Raw genomic sequence first — 20130 nt, 5'->3', positions numbered from 1 at the left:
TGCGCAATCGGGCGTATTCCTGAGCGAAAAGCCTTGAAATAGCCGTCGTTGAACCCGATATTCATCCGGAGAACGCGCAGAAGGTCTGACGCGTCTGTTGAGATTATTGGAGGTCTTAATATGGCTGACGTGAATACAATCCGGTCTGCGGCCGGATCCCGCGCCGCCCAGATTGATGAGGGTCTGCGCACCCATATGAATAAAGTCTACGGCACAATGTCCGTGGGCATGCTGATCACTTTTGCCGCCGCCTGGGCCATTTCCGGCCTCGCGGTAACCACTGATCCGGCGCTGGCAGCAGCGCAGATCGGCCCTGATCAGTACCTGACAAGTCTTGGTGCCGCGCTTTATACCTCGCCTCTGAAATGGCTGGTGATGTTCGCGCCGCTGATCTTCGTATTCGGCTTCACCGCCGGGCTTGACCGGATGTCAGCTGCGACAGCACAGACTGTTTTCTACGTCTTTGCGGCGGTTATGGGTGTGTCGATCAGCTCGATCTTCCTGGTATTCACAGGATACTCAATTGCACAGATCTTCCTTGTGACGTCGATCGCGTTCGCTGGTCTGTCGCTCTGGGGCTACACCACAAAAAAAGATATCTCCGGCTGGGGCGCGTTCCTGTTCATGGGCCTGATCGGTATCATCGTGGCATCCCTTGTGAACCTGTTCATCGGCTCGCCGGCGATCATGTTCGCGATATCCTCGATCGGTGTCCTGATTTTTGCGGGCCTGACAGCCTACGACACGCAGAACATCAAAAACACCTATCTCGCGCACGCCCACCATGGCGACCAGGAGTGGCTGCGCAAGTCCGGTATTATGGGCGCACTGAGCCTCTATCTGAACTTTATCAACATGTTCATGATGCTCCTGCAGCTCTTCGGCAACCGCGAATAATCCGGTTTCCAGGACCAGATAGCAGCCCGCCGTCTCTCAGGAGCCGGCGGGTTTTTTTATGCGCGCCGCGCGGGCCAGGCCTCGACAAACCCTTCGCACCGGTCATCAATGGGTTGGGTTAAAAGGGGACAGCCGTGAACATTCTCTGGATTATGTTTGATCAGCTGCGGTTCGATTATCTCAGTTGCGCGGGCCACCCGACCCTGCAAACACCCAACATCGACCGCCTTGCACGCAAGGGTGTCCGCTTCACCAACGCATATACACAGTCGCCTGTCTGTGGCGCTGCCCGGATGAGTGCCTATACCGGACGGTATGTGAGCTCACACGGCGCGCAATGGAACGGGGTGCCGCTGATGGTGGGCGAGCCGACCCTGGGCGATCACCTGCGCGCCAATGGCACCGGCTGCTGGCTGATCGGCAAAACGCACATGCGGGCCGATAAGGCCGGCATGGCGCGGCTGGGCCTCGCACCAGACAGCGTGATCGGCGCACGCCAGGCCGAGTGCGGATTTGACATCTGGTGCCGCGATGACGGGCTCTGGGCCGAAGGACCGGCCGGCCCCTACGACAGCGCGCGCAGTCCCTATAACGAATATCTGAAAAGCCGGGGGTACGGCGGCGACAATCCCTGGGCCGATTTCGCAAATGCAGCGGCAGATGACGACACGATTGCCAGCGGCTGGTTCATGCAGAACGCGGACCGGTCCGCGAATATCCTTGAAGAAGACAGCGAGACCCCCTGGCTCACCACGCAGGCGATGGACTTCATTGCTCAGGCAGAGGGACCCTGGTGCGCGCATCTGAGCTACATCAAGCCACACTGGCCCTATATCGTGCCGGCGCCCTATAACGATATGTACGGGCCGGCAGACGTGCTCCCGGCGACGCGGGACCCTGCGGAGCTGGAGCACCCGCATCCGCTCTATAAAGCCTTTACCGACACCATTATCGGGCGGAGCTTCCGGCGCGACGATGTGCGCCACAAAGTCATTCCTGCCTATATGGGTCTGATCCGGCAATGCGATGATCAGATGGGGCGACTCTTTGACTGGCTTGAGGAAAGCGGTCGGACAGATGACACGATGATCATTCTGACCTCGGATCACGGGGATTATCTGGGCGATCACTGGCTGGGCGAGAAGGACCTCTTTCACGCGCCTTCCGTGAAGGTGCCGCTCATTGTGTGTGACCCGCGCAGGAGCGCGGACCCGACCCGCGGCATCACCTGTGACGCACTTGTCGAATCCATTGACGTGACCGCAACGATCATAGACGCCGCAGGCGCGACCGTGCCGGATCATATCGTCGAGGGCCGGTCACTGATGCCGTATCTAAAAGGGCAGACACCTGATGATGCGCGTGACTTTGTAATCAGCGAATACGATTATTCTAAACATCCGGTTGGCGCCGCGCTTGAAGCGACACCCCGGGATGCACGGCTCTTTATGGTGGCCGATCACGACTGGAAACTTGTCCAGTGCGTCGCGGGGTACCGGCCCATGCTCTTTGACCTGCGCAATGATCCAGATGAGCTTACTGATCTCGGGGCAGATCCGGCTTATGCAACAATCAGAGAACGGATGTATGAAAAGCTGCACGCCTGGGGGCTGCGCATGTCACAACGCCTGACCGTCTCCGAAGATGAGATCAGGGCACAGCGTGCAGGCGGCAATGATACCGGCGTGCTGCTCGGCCTTGTGGATGGCACTGAGGTCGCGCCGGACCTGGTCGCGCGGTATCGGGGCAAGGTTCCGCGCCGTCCGTAAACCCGTCCGGTGGAACGAAAAAGGCCGCATCCCGAAGGATACGGCCCTGAAACGCAATCAAAGGCGATCTTACTTGATCTTGCCTTCTTTGTATTCAACGTGCTTGCGCGCAACCGGGTCATACTTACGGACAACCATCTTTTCAGTCATGGTGCGGGCGTTTTTCTTGGTCACGTAGAAATGGCCTGTCCCCGCCGAGGAGTTCAGACGAATCTTGATGGTGGTTGGCTTAGCCATGTTAAGTCTCCTGCTGCGCGCGCCCTCCGGTGAGGGGACGCATAAATCCTGAAACCCGGCTTTTAACCGGATGCCCGGGCGAGTCAACTGCAAAAGCTCAGACAGACGCGCTGCTGTGACCCTCCTCTGCCTGCCTGAGTTCGCAGGGCCTGTGAGAGAGCTTGCACGGGTGAGGCTGCCACTGCGTCGCGGTGATTTCTGCAAAGGCGTCCGTCAGGTGATAACCCGGCCATCGCGAGGGCGCAATAACCTCCAGGGCATGATGGCCGGAGCGTCCGGGCAAAGACTCTATGCACCCGGCCCGGCGCCCTCTGCACGCGAAACCTGATACTCGGCCCCACGGGGCCATAAATATGCGCGGAAGGCCTGTAAGCCGGATTCTGTTCCCCGGGTTACCCCGGTTCGATGACCATTCCTCTGACCATACGATTGCCCGTATGGCTACAGCTGCCAACCCGGATCTGCTGGGGCAAAAGCGGCCCCGCCTTCCGTTGCCGGTCGGCGCGCGATCCCTATTTGGCATTGCTCCCGGTGGGGCTTGCCGTGCCGCTTCTGTTGCCAGTCGCGCGGTGGGCTCTTACCCCACCGTTTCACCCTTACCCGCCACTGGTTTCGGTTGCCCGACCGGGTGACAAGGCGGTTTCTTTTCTGTGGCGCTTTCCGTCGGGTTGCCCCGCCCGGGCGTTACCCGGCACCGTTGCTTCTGGGAGTCCGGACTTTCCTCGATCCCGTTGCCAGGACCGCGGCCATCCGGCCTTCCGCGCGCTGCCGGTGGTGCGCCGAAAGCGGGCTCAAGTCAATGGGGCTCATCCGGTGGCCGGGGGTACTGCCGGACGCAATTCTCACCGCGGAACGTCACCTGCGCTATACCAGAGCCGGCAGTCCGCGTCGCATACCGGCCCGTTCCGCCAGGGTGCAAAGCGCAACCGGGTTGCAGCGAGCAGGGTTTCGTCGTCCACATCGGCGGTAAAGCCGGCCGCGCGGGCCGCCGCGCGGAAATTCCGCGGCGTGTCGGCGTGTCCCGCCATCGGGCCGGCGAGCCCCCTGCGCGCCAGCCTGGCCCAGTCGAATCGCGGCCCGGGGTCAGATTTTCGCCCGGGCGCCATATCAGAGTGGCCGATGACATCCTCAGGTAAGATCGGGTGCCGTGCCAGAATGCCGGTCAGGAGGTCTTCAAGCGCTGCCATCTGAGGTTCGGGAAAGGGATGTCTGCCGGTATTGTCGAGTTCAATGCCGACGGAGCGGGAATTGATATCAACGAGACCACGCCACTCGCCCGTACCTGCATGCCAGGCGCGATCATTTTCATCGACCATCTGCGTAATCTCACCCCTGCGGTCGATGAGATAATGCGCGGATACCTCCGATGCCGGATCACAGAGCCGGTCGAGCGCTGCCGCAGCATCTGCCATAGCTGTATAGTGGAGGACCACGATATGGGGTGTCAGGCCGTTACGGCGCGCACCGCAGTTCGGTGAAGGACGGGAATTCATCCCGGCAGATCAGCCGTTGGAGGCCCTGCGAAACGGTCTCGGATCCCATCTGCAGGCATAACCGTCACCATCCGGATCAAGCCCGAGGCGATCCCGCGCAGGCCCGCCCCGCGACAGGAATTCGATCTGCGCCAGATCCGGCGAGGCATATTTCGCGCAGTTACGTTCTGCCCGTGCGGCGCCGTTCAGGCCGGCGCGGGAATAAACTTTTGTTCCGACCGGATGCGATGTCTGCAGGGCAAAGGCCACTACGTTGGGCTGATCTCCGGCTGTGCGCTCGGGCAGCGCCGTGGGCGCCACAACCTCGTACTGCGCTTTGTTCCGCTCAATCCGTGCCGCGTCACTTTCGATTGTCTGACGTTCCGCCACGGCGGCAAAATCATTTTCATCCGAGATACCCGGGTTGTTCACAGCAGCAGGTGCCGGATTAGCCGGGCTTGCCTGCAACGGAGCAACACCCGAGTTCAGTGCAGCACCCTGCGCCCCGCCGGGGCGTGTGGCCTCGAGAACCCGCGTTGCTTCAAGTGCTGTCGCTTCAGCTGAACCGGCGACCGGCTCATAACCGGTCACGGGCCCCGGAGCACCAGTGCCTCCGGGCGGCGCAAGGATTGTGTCAGGCACCCTTGTGGTGGAGGATTCAAGCGCGGCGTTACGCGACTGAATGCTGTAGGTATCGAAACCGACCCCCCGCGCACTGTCAGGAATTTGCGGGGCGCAGGCCGCAAGGCCGGCCAGCAGAAAGGGTGCAAGAGTTAAACGGATGCGCATCATCAGAGCCTGTGTGTTCTGGTTTTCCAGTAAGGCTACCACCATTTTCCGGGCTTTGCCACAAATCCCGCCGATTGCTCGAGGCGATAGGCCGCCGACAGCAGGTCGGCCTCCGCCCAGGGCTGTCCGATGAGTTGCAGACCCAGTGGCAGCCCCTGTTTATCGAGACCCGCAGGCACTGAAATGCCGGGCAGACCGGCAAGATTGACCGTGACGGTAAAAATATCGTTGAGATACATCGCAACAGGGTCTGCATCGGTCATCTCCCCGAGGCCAAAAGCCGCCGAAGGCGTCGCCGGTGTCAGGATGGCGTCGATCCCTGCGGCAAATACCTCTTCGAAATCGCGTTTGATCAGGGTGCGGACTTTGCGCGCGCGGTTGTAATAGGCGTCATAGAAACCTGCCGAGAGCACATAGGTGCCGATCATCACACGGCGCTGCACTTCCGGCCCGAAACCTTCGGCGCGGGTCTTTTCATACATCTGGGTGATGCCGTCACCCTGCTCAAGCGACGCACGATGGCCGTACCGCACTCCGTCATAGCGCGCGAGGTTAGAGGACGCCTCCGCCGGCGCGATTACGTAATAGGCAGGCAGCGCGTATTTGGTATGTGGCAGCGAGATATCGACAATCTCGGCACCGGCGTCTTTCATCATCGCGATACCGTCCTGCCAGAGCGCTTCGATCTCATCGGGCATACCGTCCATGCGGTACTCTTTCGGGATACCGATCTTTTTGCCACGGATGTCACCAGTCAGTGCTGCTTCGAAATCGGGCACCGGAATATCGGCGGACGTGCTGTCTTTGGGGTCATGCCCGCACATCGCTTCCAGCATGATCGCCGCATCGCGCACGGATTTGGTCATCGGACCGGCCTGATCGAGCGAGGAGGCAAAGGCCACGATACCCCAGCGCGAGCAGCGGCCGTAGGTTGGTTTGATCCCGACCGTGCCCGTAAAGGCCGCCGGTTGCCGGATGGACCCGCCTGTATCCGTGCCGGTTGCGGCAAGGCAGAGATCCGCGGCCACCGCCGAGGCGGACCCCCCCGAGGACCCGCCCGGCGTCAGCGCCGCGTCGTCATTGCCGCGCCGCCACGGATTAACAGCATTGCCGTACACGGATGTTTCATTCGACGAGCCCATCGCGAACTCGTCCATGTTGAGCTTGCCCAGCATCACCGCGCCTGCATCTGCAAGCTTCTGGCTCACGGTGGATTCGTATTCCGGCAGAAACCCCTGCAGGATCCGCGAACCCGCCTGAGACGCCACACCTTTGGTGCAGAAAAGATCCTTGATCCCGATCGGCAGACCACACATCGCGGGGGCATCTCCCGCAGCCAGCCGCGCATCTGCAGCCGCTGCGCGTTCCAGCGCCAGTTCAGGTGTTTTGTGCACGAACGCGTTGAGAGCGCCGGCACCTTCGATGGCTGCAAGACAAGCCTCTGTAAGATCCTTTGAAGTGGTCTCGCCTGCCCTGAGCGCATCGCGCGCTTCTGCCAGCCCCAGTTTGTTCAGATCGCCCATTACTCAACCACCTTCGGTACTGCGAAAAACCCCTCGCGCGCGTCGGGCGCATTCGCGAGGATTTTGTCCTGCTGATCGCCTTCATGCACCTCATCGGCACGCTGTGGCAGCACCTGCGGGGTCACGGATGTCATCGGCTCCACCCCTTCGATATTCACCTCGCGCAGTTGCTCGATGAAACCCAGAATGGTGTTGAACTCGCCTGCCAGCGCCGGGAGGGCCTCAGGCTCGACCCGGATCCGGGCCAGTTTCGCGACGCGCGCAGCTGTGGTCTCGTCAATGGACATCGAAAGGTTTCCTTTTCAGCTCAGAGCGCCGTTTACCGCGCAGCCTGCCGCTTGCCAAGCCCGGAGCGCAGGTAGATGGCGATCATCCACCCCAGCATCACGCCGTTGAGCAGGTGCCAGACAAAATGCGTGCCCAAAGGCCATTGCGGACAGAGCGGCAGATCAGCTGTGCGAAAGGCCAGCGAGACAATCAGAAGCCCCGCGCCCAAAGCCAGCCCGCGCGCAAGTTCAGGCAAACGCCGGCGCAGCAGGACAGCGTAGATCAGAATAAGCAGCGGCACCGGCGCATAGCCCGCCGAAGACCCGAGCCCCGGGATCCTCTCAAAAACCGGCACCAGCAGGGCCGCATAGGGCACAAAAAGCGCCGTCACGGCCAGTGCGGGCCAGCCCCCCATCCCCCAGGCGTCCCGGTTCATCGCGTAGAGATAGAGAAGAATGAAGATCCCGATCGGGATAACATCCGCCATCCCCGCCCAGACCTCTGCATGGGTGTGAAAGAGATAGCTGCCGACCCCGATGGCCCCCAGCACCAGACAGAGTGCGCGTGCCAGCGGCGCACCTGCCGCGCGCTGCCACATCACAGCCGCCGCCAGCACAAAGGCAAGATTGGTCATCGCATTCACAGGCTCTGACCAGTATTCCGGCCCTGTCCGCTCGCAATAGGCATCCACCGCCCGTGTCCAGTCCATGCTCTCTGACGCCCCTTTTTCCGCTGGCCCTGCCTGAATGTCCAGGACCAGGGGCCGCGCGGTGCGAAAAAACCTCCCGGCCAAGGGTCCCCAACCCGACAAAACAGCACTACACTCGACCTATCGCATCACGGGAGAGGTTCAATGAAAATCATCTGGCTCGGACACGGCAGTTTCCGCATCGAAATCGAGGATCAGGTGTTGCTCCTGGACCCCTGGCTTACCGGCAACCCGATGCTCACCGATGCCCAGCACGCGCCCGCAACGCGGGGTGCGACGCATATCCTGATCACCCATGCGCATTTTGATCACATCACCGATCTGGTGCCGCTGTCGAAATCCCTCGGCGCACCCGCAGTCGGCATTTATGATCTGATGACCTGGTTTGAGGGCAATGACGGTCTCAGGACGGTGGGTTTCAACATGGGCGGCACGGTGCAGCTTGGCCGCGTCTCAGTGAGCCTCGTGCCTGCGCTGCATTCCACCTCGCTGGGCGGCGCACCGGACGCCCCTGTCGGCCGCGAAGCCGGGTTCATCATCCGGGGCGAGGGCCACACGGTCTATGCCTCAGGTGATACCGGCATCATGGCCGACATGGACTGGATCGGCGCCTACTATAAACCCGACATCGGCATCCTGAGCGCAGGCGGGCATTTTACCATGGACATGGCCGGCGCCGCCTGGGCCGCGAAGCGCTATTTCGATTTCAAAACCGTTATTCCCTGCCACTACCGCACCTTTGATCTGCTCGAACAGTCCGCAGACGACCTGATCGCGGGCCTGCCGGGTGTTGATGTGATCGAGCCGCAGGTCATGGAGCCGATTTCCCTGTGATCACCCCCTCGCCGGAAATCGCGGCGATTGTCACGCGCTGGAATGAAGCTGTGCGCACATGTGACCGGGATACCGTCGAAAACCTGCTCTCGCGGGATGCAGCACTGCGCTATGTCGGCACCGCGTCGGGTGAGCTCTGGAGCGGCAGCGTGCTGCGCCGCGGGTTGCCCGACCACTTCGCCGAAGTGCCCGCTTTCAGCTACCGCAACCAGAGTACCGAAGCCTTTGAACAGGGCAGCACCGGCTGGGCTTTCTGGCACTCGGACATTCATTTCCATGACACGGGCGTGACGTCGGAATACCGGATCACATTCATCTTCACCCTCGAAACAGGTGCCTAGAAAATCGTGCAGATCCACCTGTCAAACCCGACACCCAACTTTGAGAAACTGGGGATTGAACACAGCGCGCTGGATGCGCTGATGGCCGCAGCCCGCGATGGGTTCGAGACTGCCGGTCGCGAGGGTCTGGCCTCGGTGATGTTCACCGATGTGGTCGACAGCTCGGCGCTGGCGGATCTTGTCGGCGACCGTCTCTGGACGCTGAAGGTTAACGCACATCTCGACATGGTGACGGATACCGTGACGCGTCACGGCGGAACACTGGTCAAATCTCTGGGCGACGGGACGATGTCGACTTTCCCCACCGCTCGCGCAGCACTGGATGCCGCGCTGAGCCTGCAGCAATCCTGCCTTTCCGACAGCACCGAGCCTGCCTTGCAGTTGCGCGTTGGCATTCACACCGGTGAGGTGATCGAAAACAAGGGCGACTTTTTCGGCACCGTGGTCAACAAGGCCGCCCGCATCGCCGCCAGTGCAGCCCCGGACGAAATCCGTCTCTCCGATGCCACCCGGATCCTCCTGGGGCGCAGCGTCTGTTACGCATTTGCCGACGCTGTCGATGTCCCGCTGAAAGGCCTTTCCGGTATGCATAAAACCTTCCGGCTGGAGCGCAGTTCTGAGAGCTGAAGCAGCGCGCAGCCAAAGCGGTCAAAACCGCCCGTGCAGGACAGACGGGTCCTGGTCAGCGGCGGTGCAGAAAGAACGCGCGCAGCATGACTTCGGATTCTTCGGCGGCGATGCCGTCATAGACTTCCGGCGCGTGATGGCACTGCGGATGCGAAAAGATGCGCGGCCCCTGCGCCACGCCGCCCGACTTAGGATCATCTGCCCCGTAATAGAGCCGCGCGATCCGCGCCGCTGAAATGGCCGCTGCACACATCGGGCAGGGCTCAAGCGTCACATAGAGGTCGCAGCCTGTCAGCCGTTCTGATCCCAGTGATGCACAGGCCGCACGGATGGCCAGCACCTCTGCGTGGGCCGTCGGATCGTTAAGCTCCCGCGTCCGGTTTCCCGCCGCCGCGATGACGCGACCCTGCGCATCCGCGACAACCGCGCCCACCGGCACCTCGTCGCGTTTGGCCGCGGCGCGCGCCTCCGAGAGGGCCTGCTCCATGAAAGACGTAAAGACCATGTGCCGGTGTCTCCTAAAGCGGCCCCTTTCGCAAGAGCCCCGAACAGGATATGCGGCCCCCATGACCGCGTCCAAAACGCCCGAAGGCGACCGCATTGCCAAAGTCCTGAGCCGCGCCGGTGTCGCAAGCCGCCGCGAAGCCGAACGCATGATCGCAATCGGCCGGGTCTCTGTGAACGGCAAAGTGATCGGTTCACCGGCACTGAACGTCACAGCAGCGGATAAAATAGAAGTGGACGGCAAACCCGTGGGCGCGCCTGAGCCGCCACGTCTGTGGCTTTATCACAAGCCGGTGGGCCTCGTGAGCACAGATGCTGACGAAAAGGGCCGGGAGACGATCTATGACAGCCTGCCCGAAGATATGCCGCGAGTGATGAGCATCGGACGCCTCGACATCAATTCCGAGGGTCTGCTGCTGCTGACCAATGACGGCGCGGTCAAACGGCGCCTTGAGCTGCCCTCGACAGGCTGGCTGCGACGCTACCGGGTGCGGGTGAACGGCCGGCCCACGGATGATACGCTTGAGCCGCTGCGCCGCGGCGTGACTGTGGATGGCGAAAGATTTCAGCCGATGACCGTCAGCCTCGACCGGCAGCAGGGGGCCAACGCCTGGCTGACCGTGTCACTGCGCGAAGGGCGCAACCGCGAAATACGCCGTGCGCTCGGCGATGTGGGCCTCATCGTAAACCGGCTGATCCGCATCAGCTATGGCCCCTTCCGGCTGGAAAGCCTGAAGCCGGGCGAGGTTGAGGAAGTGCGCCGGAAAATCGTGCGCGACCAGCTGGGCCTGCCCGACGAAGTACCGACAGCCCCCGCCCGCGTGACCGACTCGAAGAAACCCGGCGGCAAACGACCCGCCGGTGTCAGGCACACCCGCGCACCTCACCGCCCGAAGCGGTGACAGGCCGTAAAACGTGATGCCCGGGCGGCGAAATTCCCCCTGTAAAAGCGCGCCGGCCGGCACCAGATTGATACATATGCCTGCGAACTGTACCGTCGGGTGATGCATTGCCCCCCACACGCCGGGCCTGACCGATTGAGAACTGGCGCGGGTGCAGCAATGCACTTATATTAAACTGAGCTGCCGTGCAGGGAGAGAGCATGACACCGACCACGTTTCAGAAAACCGCCTATGTGGCGTTGCTCCTGGTGATGCTCGGCATCACCTCCGGACTGCTGGGCGGGGTCTGACGCATGGCGCAGCGCTTTGGCGGAAAATACAGCCCCGGCGGCCGTACAGACGGGTCTGACCGTCCGGCCGGTTCCTATTCCGGAGCGCGTGTCGATCCGGCGGGCGCGCGGGCAAATCTGATGTTCCTGCCCGCTCTGACCCTGCTTTTCACCTCGCTTTTTAACGGCGCGCTCGGGCTTGCGACCGGTGTTGCCGGTGCCGGCATTCTCAGCCTCGGCGCCTGGCTGTTGCGCGGCGGGTTACAGGCCGAGGCTTCCTGGCATGCCCGTAAAGTGGCGCGCCGCCCTGCTCTGCCACGAAAAATTCTCGCCGCTTTGCTGGCGGGTGCCGGTATCGGGCTGGGCGCTGTCAGCCATGGCAGCGGACTGGTGGCGGCGGTGCTTTTTGGCATGGTGGTAACCGGGCTTCATCTCGCCGCATTCGGCGCCGATCCGCTCAGTGACAAAGGGATGGAAGGCATCGATACCTTTCAGCAGGACCGCGTGGCCCGCGTGGTCGATGAGGCTGACAAACACCTCGCAGCCATGCGCGATGCGCTGCTGCGCGCCGGCGACCGCGATGTCATGACCCGGCTGGAACAGTTTCAGGAAACCGCCCGCAGGCTTATCAACACGGTTGAGGACGATCCGCGCGATCTGACGGCCGCACGCAAATATCTTGGCGTCTATCTGATGGGCGCACGGGATGCTTCGGTCAAATTTGCAGATATCTATGCCCGTAGCCGGGACGCCAGGGCCAAAACCGACTACCTTGTCCTGCTGGACGATCTGGAGCGGAATTTCGCGGCACGCAACGAAAAGCTGCTGCTGGATGACCACAGCGACCTGACGGTCGAAATCGAGGTCCTGCGGGACCGTCTGCAACGCGAGGGGGTCCGAACAGAATGACGCCGCCCGCAACGAAAGGAACCCGATATGTCTGAGGCAACACGCGCGAGCGCCCAGAAAACCCTGGCCCAGGTCGAAGAAGTAACAGCGGTCGTGCTGCCGGTGCCTGCAGAAGCCAATGCCATCGTGACGCTGGCCGATGCGGATGAACCTGCAAGCGCAGAAATCAGACAGCGCATGAACGAGATCGACATGGAGGATACGAACTCCATCGTGTCTTTTGGCAGCCGCGCGCAGGTCGAGCTGCAGGAAATCAGCCAGGCGATGCTCGGCGGTGTGCGCAACAAAGACGTGGGCCCGGCCGGCGACAGCCTGCGCAACATCGTCTCGACGATCCGGGGGTTTTCGGTCTCCGAGCTCGACGTGCGCCGCAAACGCAGCTGGTGGGAGAAACTGCTGGGCAAAGCCGCGCCCTTTGCGCAGTTCACTGCCAAATTCGAGCAGGTGCAGGACCAGATTGACCGCATCACCGATGATTTGCTGAAACACGAGCATACGCTGCTCAAAGACATTAAATCGCTTGATGTGCTGTATGAAAAAACGCTGCAGTTCTATGACGAACTGGCGCTTTACATCGCCGCCGGCGAAGAGAAGCTGCGCGAACTGGATGAAACGGTGATCCCTGCCAAAGCTGCCGATGTCGAGGCCGCCGCTGAGAAAGATCAGGTGATGGTGGCGCAGGAACTGCGTGATCTGCGCGCCGCCCGCGATGACCTTGAACGCCGGGTGCATGATCTGAAACTGACCCGTCAGGTGACGATGCAGTCGCTGCCCTCGATCCGTCTGGTGCAGGAAAACGACAAATCGCTGGTGACCAAGATCAACTCCACGCTGGTGAATACAGTGCCGCTCTGGGAGACCCAGCTGGCCCAGGCGGTCACCATCCAGCGCTCTGCCGAGGCCGCAGCGGCGGTGCGCGACGCCAATGACCTGACCAATGAGCTGCTGACAGCCAATGCGAAAAACCTTCGCGAGAGCAACAAGGTGATCCGCGAAGAGATGGAACGCGGTGTTTTCGACATCGAGGCCGTCAAACAGGCCAATGCGGATCTGATCGGCACCATCGAGGAATCGCTGCAGATCGCAGACGAGGGCAAGGCCCGCCGGGCCGCAGCAGAGAAAGACCTCAAAGAGATGGAGACAAAGCTGCGCGATACGCTTGCCTCGGCCAAAGCCCGTGGCGACGGCACCGGGGACAATACCGGCACTTCTGTACCGCGCTGAATGTCCATGAGGGCGTCCGTCAACAGGCTGAGGCACGGGTGCACTGTGAGTGCCGCATTGCTGGCGCTGGCCGCCTGTGAGACGGGCGTGCTGACCAGCAGTGCGGTGCCCCGCGCCCGGCCCGCTGTCGCAGCACCGGCCCCGCAGATCGTGCCAACCTCTCAGGAGAGCGCCGCCCTGCGCAGCTATCTGGTGCAGGTGCAGACCGCACAGATGGGTCAGGGCCTGCTGCGTGACGACGGCGGTGGCCCGGACACGCCCTTTTCCGCGGACACGCTGGCAAAAAACTTTGAACGGATCGTCTTTTATGACGAATATGCCAACGCTCTGCAGGGACGCGGCGGCGAAAGCCCCTTGCGCCGCTGGTCGTCACCGATCCGTATGGAAATCATTTCGGGTGCCTCTGTCCCGCCCAGCCAGCGCGAAGCTGACAACATCAACATCCGCAACTACGCCAGAAGACTTTCGGATGTTTCCGGCCATCCGATCAGCTTTTTCGGGCGACCGAATTTTGTGATTGTGATTGCCAGTGAAGACGACCGGAGTACCGCCCTCGATGCCGCTGCGGCACGAATTCCTGGCATCACCGCGAGCAGCCTTGATGCGCTCAGAACGCTCTCACGCGACACCTACTGCGCGGTTGCAGCCTATGCCGCCGGAACGGATGCCAGCACATATACGGCCGCCGTGGCACTGATCCGCGCGGAGAACCCCGGGCTTCTGCGGCTGAGCTGTATTCACGAAGAGCTGGCACAGGGGATGGGCCTGGCCAACGACAGCCGGGATGCGCGCCCTTCGATCTTTAACGACGACGACGAATTTGCGCTGCTGACGAACCACGATGAGTTGCTGCTGAAAATGCTCTATGACCCGCGGCTGAAGCCTGGCATGCGCGAGGACGAAGCCGCACCAATCACCCGCATCATCGCCCGCGAACTGGTCAGTGGGCCGCTTTAACAATGCTGATGCACTACATGATGACAACAATATAAAGGACTGACATTATGGGTATTTTTGATTTTCTCTCCGGAGAATTCATCGATGTCATCCACTGGACGGATAACACCCGTGACACGATGGTCTGGCGTTTCGAACGCGAGGGGCATGAGATCAAGTACGGCGCAAAGCTGACTGTGCGCGAAGGTCAGGCAGCGGTCTTTGTGCATGAAGGACAACTGGCAGATGTCTTTACACCCGGTCTTTACATGCTCGAGACCAATAACATGCCGATCATGACCACGCTGCAGCACTGGGATCATGGTTTCCGCAGCCCGTTCAAATCCGAGATCTATTACGTAAACACCACCCGCTTCAACGATCTGAAGTGGGGCACGAAAAACCCGGTGATCTGCCGTGATCCGGAATTCGGGCCGGTGCGTCTGCGGGCCTTTGGCACCTATTCCATCCGGGTCTCGGATCCTGCGAAGTTCCTCGTGGAAATCGTTGGAACCGATGGGGAATTCACGATGGACGAGATCAGCTTTCAGATCCGCAATATCATCGTGCAGGAGTTTTCACGCACCATTGCCCGCGCCGGCATCCCGGTGATGGATATGGCCGCGAACACCCGCGAACTCAGCACGCTTGTGGGCAAAGAAATCGGCGCGCAACTCGCCGAATACGGCCTTGCCATGCCGGAACTTTATATTGAGAACATATCACTGCCACCCGCAGTTGAAGAGGTGATGGATAAACGCTCCTCCATGGGCGTTATCGGCAACCTCAATGAATACATGCAGTTTCAGGCCGCCGAAGCACTAGGACGTGACGGTGCCGGAGCAGGTGCCATTCAGGCCGGTGTCGGCGCGGGTCTTGGCATGCAGATCGGACATACGATGGCGCAGCAGGCCGGCCCGTGGGGCGCCCGTCCCGCCGGCGCGGCAGTACCACCGCCACCGCCGCCCGTGGAACATGTCTGGCACATTGCGGAAAACGGCCAGACCCGCGGTCCGTTCTCCAAGGCATCGCTGGGGCGGATGGCCTCAGATGGTGCCCTGACGCGTGAAACCATGGTCTGGACGCCTGGCCAGGACGGTTGGATGACCGCAGGTGATGTGACGGAACTGGCGCAGCTGTTTACCGTACTTCCACCACCACCCCCGCCACCTGCGTGAAACTGAAACGCTGCCTTGCGCGTATATGAAAGGATCCCACCCCGTGCCGGGAGGCCCGCTTGAGATACCACCGCCGCACATGGTTAAAATGGCTGCACTGGAGCATGCTGCCGCTCGTGCTCTGGTTTACCTTTGTACAGCCCGACGACATCCGCCCGCTGGGCGAGGAAGCTTTTATGTTTCACTCGGTCCTCGGTCTGATCTTTGTCAGCCTTGCGCTGCTCTGGACGGCCGACTACATGCGACGCGGCCTTGCCGGGCGCCCGGGACCAAAGCTCACGGGGCTGCTGCGCACTTTCCATTCACTGATGCACCGCACGCTGATCTGGGGGCTGTTTCTGGTGGCCTTGACAGGATTTTTGCTGGGGTTGACCTCGACAGTGCTGCTTTGGGCCGGCGGCATCGTTCCCATCGCACCACCTCTGGGCCTGCCCCGCGCCAACGATCTGGTGGGCTTCGTGCACGCCGTCGAGTTTTACACACTGGCCGCTCTTGTGGCCGGGCACGCTCTTTTTCACATCTGGCGTCATTTTGGTCTGCACGACAATGCCCTGCGCATTATGGTGCCGCGCGCGCTTCACAGGTTCCTGTGAAACACAGCCTGCCGTCGCAGGAAAAAGGAGCCGCCCGGTGACCCGCCGCACCCTGACCGTAATTCTGCACTGGTCGGTGCTCTGCCTGCTGATGCTGCTGCTGGCCGCGGGCAGCAGCCATGCCGTGCTGTCCTGGGCCTTCGGTCTGGCGGGGCTCGCGATGACGGGCCTCGCACTTGTTTTCGGCCTGATGAACGGCCCAGGGCCGAAACTCACCGGCGGTCTGCGCGCAGCCCACCCCTGGGTGCATCGCGCGCTTTATGCCCTGCTTGGCTGGAGTGCGCTGGCGGTTCTCACAGCGGCCGCAGGCAATGCCCTGCCAGGTCCCTCGCCGCGCAATTTGCTGGTCGCCCTGCTGGGCGCGGGGCTGTTGCACGGCATCTTTAATCTGTGGCGCAGCACGACGCTGAACGATGGCGCGCTGCGCCGCATGCTGCCTGTGCGGAAAGGATAGAGATGGCTTCTGATCTGCCTCCACCCGCGCCCGTCACACCGCAGGCAGAGCATCATTTCCCCTGTGATACCTGCGGCTCCGATCTTCGCTTTGATCCTGGCGCAGGGCAGATGATCTGCGATCATTGCGGCAATACCGAACCTCTCGATCACGGGCCCTGGCGCGCCGCCACCATCCGCGAGCTTGATTTTCAGGAAGCGCTCAGCGATGCCCTGCCGCGGGCGGATATGGAAGTTACCCGGGTGTCTAAATGCCCCAACTGCGCGGCCGAAGTGGAATTTGACCCGCAGGTACACGCCACCGAATGTCCTTTCTGTGCCACACCCGTAGTTGCCGATACCGGCACCCACCGGCATATCAAACCGCGCGCGGTCCTGCCCTTTGGCCTTGACGAGCCGACCGCGCATGCGGCGATGAACGACTGGCTCGGCGCTTTGTGGTTTGCCCCCTCAGGCCTCAAAGACTACGCTCGTAAGGGGCGCAGAATGCAGGGTATCTATGTCCCCTACTGGACCTTCGATGCCGATACCGCGTCGGGCTATACCGGCGAGCGTGGCACAGTCTATTACGAAACCCGGACAGTGATGCGCAAAGAGGGCCCGGAGAAAGTGCGGGTGGCCAAAGTGCTCTGGCGCTCAGTCAGCGGCCGCGTCGCACGCTTTTTCGACGACGTTCTGGTGCTGGCCTCGCGCAGCCTGCCCAAACGGTTCACCGATGCGCTGGCGCCCTGGGATCTGGCCGCGCTCGAGCCTTACACGCCCGAATACCTCGCCGGCTTTCGCGCCGAAGGCTATGCAGTGACCCTCGAAGAAGGCTTTGCCGAGGCACGCGCCGTCATGGATGCGACTATTGCCCGCGACATCCGCTTTGATATCGGCGGTGACCGCCAGCGTATTCATTCGGTGGATACAACCGTGCGCGATGTAACTTTTAAACATGTGCTGCTGCCGGTGTGGCTGGCGGCCTATAAATACCGGGGAGAGACCTTTCGTTTTGTGGTCAACGGGCGCACGGGCAAGGTGCAGGGCGAGCGGCCCTGGTCCACAATAAAAATCGCGCTTGCGGTGATCGCGGGGGCGATTGTCGCGGCCGTATTCGGCTATCTCTATGCGATGAACCAATGAGCGACTATGACACCCTCACAGGCCTTTTGCAGGCGCGCTATTCCTGCCGGGCCTTCCGCCCCGACCCGGTGTCACCAACTGACATCAGGGCGATCATCGATGCTGCGCGCCATGTGCCGTCCTGGTGCAATGCCCAGCCCTGGCAGGTCACGGTGACCACCGGCGATGCGACGGAGCGGTTCCGCAATGCCCTCCAGGAAGCGGTGGCCGGCGGCACCCCCGCGCCCGATCTCGATCCGCCCGACGGCTATCCCGGCATCTACGGCGACCGGCGCCGGGCCTGCGGCTGGCAGCTTTACGAAGCAGTGGGCGTTGAGAAAGGCGACCGGGCAGCCTCGGCGGCACAGATGATGCGCAATTATTCCCTTTTTGACGCGCCGCACGTGGCCATTATCACGAGCCCGCGCGCACTCGGCGCCTATGGCGCAATGGACAGCGGTGGCTTCGTCACCGCCTTCACCCTGGCCGCACGCGCCCGCGGGGTCGATACGATTGCCCAGGCGGCCATCGCTTTTTACGCAGGTTTCGTGCGCGGACATTTCGACCTGCCCGACGATTGCATGGTCCTGTGCGCCATCTCCTTTGGCTACGCCGACGCCGACCACCCGGCCAACGGATTTCGAACCGAACGGGCCGCGGTGGCGGACATTCTGGACCTGCGATCATGAGGGCCCTGCTGCAACGGGTCACCGAGGCCTCCGTCACCGTTGACGACGAAGTAACCGGCCGCACCGGGCCCGGGATGCTCATTCTTGTGTGCGCGATGCCCGGCGACGACGTTGACACGGTCCGCGCCCTGGCAGCAAAGATCTCAAAACTGCGCATCTTTCGGGACCCGGAGGGCAGGATGAACTTCTCACTCACGCAAACCGGTGGCAGTGCACTTGTGGTAAGCCAGTTCACGCTCGCCGCAGACACCTCGCGCGGCAACAGACCGGGCTTTTCCGGGGCCGCAAAACCCGATGAGGCCGAAACGCTGTATCTGCAGTTCGCTGATTGCCTGCGGGACCTGAACATTCCTGTCGAAACCGGGCGGTTCGGAACAGAGATGAAAGTGGCACTTGTCAATGACGGCCCCGTCACCATCTGGCTCGACACAGAAAATTCCTGAGCAGACTTGTCAGCCGTCACGTTCACAGGCAGAAATCCGGCTATGCAGAATAAAGACCTCCTCCGGGCGCTTTTTGACGCAGGCGTCCGGGCCGTACGCGGCGATACATCTGTGGCAAACGCGCTGATCGACACGCCCTGCCCCGCGCCGGATCAGATCATCGCTGTGGGCAAAGCCGCCGCTGCCATGGCGCGCGCGGCGGCGGATCAGTTCGGCGAGGTACCGCTGCTGATCGTGACCAAATACGGCCACAGCGAGGATGCCCCCGATCATGCCGAGATCATCGAGGCGGCCCATCCCGTTCTGGATGAAAACTCGCTGAAGGCAGGCGCGCGCATCCGCGAGGTCGCAGGTGCGATGGCGCAAGGCACTCATCTGATGATGCTGGTCTCGGGTGGTGCCTCGGCACTGGCCGAGGACCCGGTGGACGGGCTCGATCTGGCAGGCCTGAGCGCGCGGGCGCGCGACATGCTGGCCTCAGGCGCGGACATACATGCCATGAACGCCGCCCGCAAAAAGCTGAGCCGCATTAAGGGCGGCGCTTTGCTCCGGGAATTTAAGGGCTCGCGGGTAAGCACGCTGGCGATCTCGGATGTGCAGGGCGATGCGCTGTCGGTGATCGGATCGGGCATCGGAGACGCGCCGGAAAACCCTTCCTTTGAATTTTACCCGCGCATTGTGGCAAGCAACCGCATCGCCCGGGCTGCCGTCTCGGCCGCGGCGGCAGAGCGTGGCCTGCCGGTGCAGACCGATGCGGAGACCCTTTACGATGACATCAACACCATCGCGCCAAAGATCGCAGAGCGCCTGACAACCGGTGCACCGGGTCTGCATCTTTTCGGCGGCGAGCCCACCGTCGTGCTACCGGAAAACCCCGGCCAGGGCGGACGCAACCAGGCGCTTGCCCTGCTGATCGCGCGCGCCATTGCCGGCACGCAGGGGCTGCAGGTGCTGGTTGCAGGCACCGACGGCACCGACGGGCCCACCGATGCGGCGGGCGCGATCATCGACGGTGATACCTGGGAGGCATCAGGCGAAGACGCCCTGGACCGCGCCGACGCAGGCCCCTGGCTCGATGCGCGCGGCGCTTTGCTGCGCACCGGACCCACAGGCACGAATGTGATGGACCTCGTGATCGCTCTAAAAGCATGACGACCTGCGCTTGACAGAAGCCGCCGGTCCGGCAACCGTCAGCGCATGACCGGAAAAATCCAGCGCGAGATCGAAGAGCTGCCCGATATGGGCATCACCCTGTCAGATGGGTGCCGTCTTTCTGCACGGGTCTGGCGGCCCGTCGATGCCGGAGACGATCCGGTTCCGGCTATTCTGGAATACCTTCCCTACCGCAAGCGCGACGGCACCTGCGCACGCGATGCGCTGACCCACCCCTGGTTTGCCGCGCGTGGCTATGCCTGCATCCGCGTCGATATCCGCGGCAACGGCGACAGTGAAGGTCTGATG

24 protein-coding genes and 1 other RNA gene are annotated in these 20130 nt (G+C 62.0%); 17 read left to right on the top strand and 8 right to left on the bottom strand.

Annotated features, from left to right (window positions below):
* Positions 1-120 precede the first annotated feature (120 nt).
* Positions 121-897, top strand: a complete 777-nt coding sequence (locus Q0M35_RS03990) for a Bax inhibitor-1/YccA family protein (RefSeq protein ID WP_295312793.1) — start codon at positions 121-123, stop codon at positions 895-897.
* A 134-nt stretch (positions 898-1031) separates the two neighbouring features.
* Positions 1032-2666 carry a sulfatase-like hydrolase/transferase gene (locus Q0M35_RS03985; protein ID WP_295312776.1) on the top strand — a complete coding sequence of 545 codons (1635 nt, stop codon included), beginning with the start codon at positions 1032-1034 and terminating at the stop codon, positions 2664-2666.
* 69 nt (positions 2667-2735) lie between these two features.
* On the opposite strand, the gene rpmG is transcribed toward Q0M35_RS03985, so the two are convergent.
* The 7 genes from rpmG to Q0M35_RS03950 form a co-directional block, all read right to left on the bottom strand.
* Positions 2736-2903: a 50S ribosomal protein L33 gene (rpmG, locus tag Q0M35_RS03980; RefSeq protein ID WP_011454349.1), complete on the bottom strand. Its 168-nt coding sequence runs from the start codon at positions 2901-2903 to the stop codon at positions 2736-2738.
* 353 nt (positions 2904-3256) lie between these two features.
* Positions 3257-3665, bottom strand: an RNA gene (gene rnpB / locus Q0M35_RS03975) — RNase P RNA component class A.
* Between the two features lie 80 nt (positions 3666-3745).
* Positions 3746-4396, bottom strand: coding sequence for an N-acetylmuramoyl-L-alanine amidase (locus Q0M35_RS03970; protein WP_295312757.1), 651 nt, complete (start codon positions 4394-4396; stop codon positions 3746-3748).
* A gap of 9 nt (positions 4397-4405) precedes the next feature.
* A complete protein-coding gene (locus Q0M35_RS03965) occupies positions 4406-5209 on the bottom strand; it encodes a hypothetical protein (protein ID WP_295312742.1) in 804 nt (267 codons plus the stop codon).
* A complete protein-coding gene (gatA, locus tag Q0M35_RS03960; protein WP_295312735.1) occupies positions 5200-6687 on the bottom strand; it encodes an Asp-tRNA(Asn)/Glu-tRNA(Gln) amidotransferase subunit GatA in 1488 nt (495 codons plus the stop codon). The genes Q0M35_RS03965 and gatA overlap by 10 nt, the downstream gene beginning before the upstream one ends.
* Positions 6687-6974, bottom strand: coding sequence for an Asp-tRNA(Asn)/Glu-tRNA(Gln) amidotransferase subunit GatC (gatC, locus tag Q0M35_RS03955; protein ID WP_295312730.1), 288 nt, complete (start codon positions 6972-6974; stop codon positions 6687-6689). The genes gatA and gatC overlap by 1 nt, the downstream gene beginning before the upstream one ends.
* Positions 6975-7006: 32 nt before the next feature.
* Positions 7007-7663 carry a ceramidase domain-containing protein gene (locus Q0M35_RS03950; protein ID WP_295312724.1) on the bottom strand — a complete coding sequence of 219 codons (657 nt, stop codon included), beginning with the start codon at positions 7661-7663 and terminating at the stop codon, positions 7007-7009.
* A gap of 144 nt (positions 7664-7807) precedes the next feature.
* On the opposite strand from Q0M35_RS03950, the gene Q0M35_RS03945 reads away from it, so the two are divergent.
* From Q0M35_RS03945 to Q0M35_RS03935, 3 genes are read left to right on the top strand one after another with little or no spacing between them, the layout of a single operon-like run.
* Entirely contained in the window at positions 7808-8497 is a 690-nt protein-coding gene (locus tag Q0M35_RS03945) for a metal-dependent hydrolase (RefSeq protein WP_295312709.1), read from the top strand.
* A complete protein-coding gene (locus Q0M35_RS03940) occupies positions 8494-8838 on the top strand; it encodes a nuclear transport factor 2 family protein (protein ID WP_295312702.1) in 345 nt (114 codons plus the stop codon). The genes Q0M35_RS03945 and Q0M35_RS03940 overlap by 4 nt, the downstream gene beginning before the upstream one ends.
* A 6-nt stretch (positions 8839-8844) precedes the next feature.
* Positions 8845-9465: an adenylate/guanylate cyclase domain-containing protein gene (locus Q0M35_RS03935; protein ID WP_295312696.1), complete on the top strand. Its 621-nt coding sequence runs from the start codon at positions 8845-8847 to the stop codon at positions 9463-9465.
* Positions 9466-9520: 55 nt separating this feature from the next.
* Here Q0M35_RS03935 and Q0M35_RS03930 read toward each other — a convergent pair whose 3' ends face one another.
* Positions 9521-9970 carry a nucleoside deaminase gene (locus tag Q0M35_RS03930; RefSeq protein WP_295312690.1) on the bottom strand — a complete coding sequence of 150 codons (450 nt, stop codon included), beginning with the start codon at positions 9968-9970 and terminating at the stop codon, positions 9521-9523.
* A 61-nt stretch (positions 9971-10031) separates the two neighbouring features.
* On the opposite strand from Q0M35_RS03930, the gene Q0M35_RS03925 reads away from it, so the two are divergent.
* The 12 genes from Q0M35_RS03925 to Q0M35_RS03870 form a co-directional block, all read left to right on the top strand.
* Complete coding sequence (locus tag Q0M35_RS03925; RefSeq protein ID WP_295312684.1) at positions 10032-10871, top strand: pseudouridine synthase; 840 nt, start codon at positions 10032-10034, stop codon at positions 10869-10871.
* A gap of 293 nt (positions 10872-11164) precedes the next feature.
* A complete protein-coding gene (locus tag Q0M35_RS03920) occupies positions 11165-12049 on the top strand; it encodes a 5-bromo-4-chloroindolyl phosphate hydrolysis family protein (RefSeq protein ID WP_295312679.1) in 885 nt (294 codons plus the stop codon).
* Between the two features lie 27 nt (positions 12050-12076).
* Entirely contained in the window at positions 12077-13273 is a 1197-nt protein-coding gene (locus Q0M35_RS03915; protein WP_295312675.1) for a toxic anion resistance protein, read from the top strand.
* A gap of 45 nt (positions 13274-13318) precedes the next feature.
* Positions 13319-14230: a DUF2927 domain-containing protein gene (locus Q0M35_RS03910; RefSeq protein WP_366519635.1), complete on the top strand. Its 912-nt coding sequence runs from the start codon at positions 13319-13321 to the stop codon at positions 14228-14230.
* 47 nt (positions 14231-14277) lie between these two features.
* The gene (locus Q0M35_RS03905; protein ID WP_295312669.1) at positions 14278-15387 is read left to right on the top strand and encodes an SPFH domain-containing protein; all 1110 of its coding nucleotides are present in this window, start codon (positions 14278-14280) and stop codon (positions 15385-15387) included.
* A gap of 59 nt (positions 15388-15446) precedes the next feature.
* Positions 15447-15980: a cytochrome b/b6 domain-containing protein gene (locus Q0M35_RS03900; RefSeq protein WP_295312664.1), complete on the top strand. Its 534-nt coding sequence runs from the start codon at positions 15447-15449 to the stop codon at positions 15978-15980.
* 37 nt (positions 15981-16017) lie between these two features.
* Positions 16018-16434: a hypothetical protein gene (locus Q0M35_RS03895; protein ID WP_295312657.1), complete on the top strand. Its 417-nt coding sequence runs from the start codon at positions 16018-16020 to the stop codon at positions 16432-16434.
* 2 nt (positions 16435-16436) lie between these two features.
* A complete protein-coding gene (locus Q0M35_RS03890; protein WP_295312651.1) occupies positions 16437-17558 on the top strand; it encodes a TFIIB-type zinc finger domain-containing protein in 1122 nt (373 codons plus the stop codon).
* Positions 17555-18226, top strand: a complete 672-nt coding sequence (locus Q0M35_RS03885) for a nitroreductase (protein WP_295312645.1) — start codon at positions 17555-17557, stop codon at positions 18224-18226. The genes Q0M35_RS03890 and Q0M35_RS03885 overlap by 4 nt, the downstream gene beginning before the upstream one ends.
* Complete coding sequence (gene dtd, locus Q0M35_RS03880) at positions 18223-18669, top strand: D-aminoacyl-tRNA deacylase (protein ID WP_295312638.1); 447 nt, start codon at positions 18223-18225, stop codon at positions 18667-18669. The genes Q0M35_RS03885 and dtd overlap by 4 nt, the downstream gene beginning before the upstream one ends.
* Before the next feature lie 42 nt (positions 18670-18711).
* Entirely contained in the window at positions 18712-19821 is a 1110-nt protein-coding gene (locus tag Q0M35_RS03875; protein ID WP_295312625.1) for a DUF4147 domain-containing protein, read from the top strand.
* 45 nt (positions 19822-19866) lie between these two features.
* On the top strand, positions 19867-20130 hold a 264-nt coding region (locus Q0M35_RS03870; RefSeq protein WP_295312618.1), incomplete at its 3' end, for a CocE/NonD family hydrolase.

It is taken from the genome of Roseobacter sp., from assembly GCF_024639605.1.
GTDB lineage: Bacteria > Pseudomonadota > Alphaproteobacteria > Rhodobacterales > Rhodobacteraceae > Roseobacter.
The sequence above is the reverse complement of the archived record's forward strand: the minus strand, read 5'-3'. Positions and strand labels throughout refer to the sequence as shown.